General features: G+C 68.8%; 1 protein-coding gene. It reads right to left on the bottom strand.

The window, feature by feature from the left end:
* Window positions 1–688 (bottom strand): AMP-binding protein (locus MOV75_RS40745; protein WP_247008499.1); only part of this gene is annotated, 688 nt, incomplete at both ends.

Raw genomic sequence — 688 nt, 5'->3', positions numbered from 1 at the left:
CCAGCGCGTTGCGCTTGACCTTGCCGCTGCCGCCCTTCGGCAGGGCTGCCACGCTGCGGATCAGGCTCGGCACCTTGTAGGCTGCGAGCCGCTTTCGCGCGAACTGGCGCAACTGGTCTGAGGTTGCCTCGGCATGCGGCCGCAGCACCACGACGGCAGCAACGTTCTCGCCGAGCTTCTCGTGCGGGACGGCGAACACGCCGGCCTCCAGCACCGCCGGATGGCTGAGCAGGACCTCTTCCACTTCGAGAGGTGAGATCTTCTGCCCGCCGCGGTTGATGACGTCCTTGATGCGCCCGACGATGAAGAGATAGCCGTCGCTATCGAGATAGCCGAGGTCGCCGGTCCGGAACCAGCCGTCGCGGAACGCGGCCTCTGTCGCCGCCTCGTCACTATAGTAGCCGCGGGTCATGTTCGGTCCTCGCAGCATGATCTCGCCGTGCGCGCCGCTCGCAAGCGCGCGGCCGGTCTCGTCCATGATCGCGATCTCGGGGCCGGCGGCGCGGCCGACTGAGCCGATCTTGCGCAGCTCGAACGGATTGGCCGCGATCTGCGAGGCCGCTTCGGTCATGCCGTAGGTCTCGAGCACGGGAACGCCGAACGTCGCCTCCAGCCCTTGGAGGATCGTGGGCGCGAGCGAGGCCGAGGCCGAGCGGATCACGCGCAGCGACGACGACCGGGCGCGGTC

Source organism: Bradyrhizobium sp. PRIMUS42, from assembly GCF_023006515.1.
Lineage (GTDB): Bacteria > Pseudomonadota > Alphaproteobacteria > Rhizobiales > Xanthobacteraceae > Bradyrhizobium.
The sequence above is the reverse complement of the archived record's forward strand: the minus strand, read 5'-3'. Positions and strand labels throughout refer to the sequence as shown.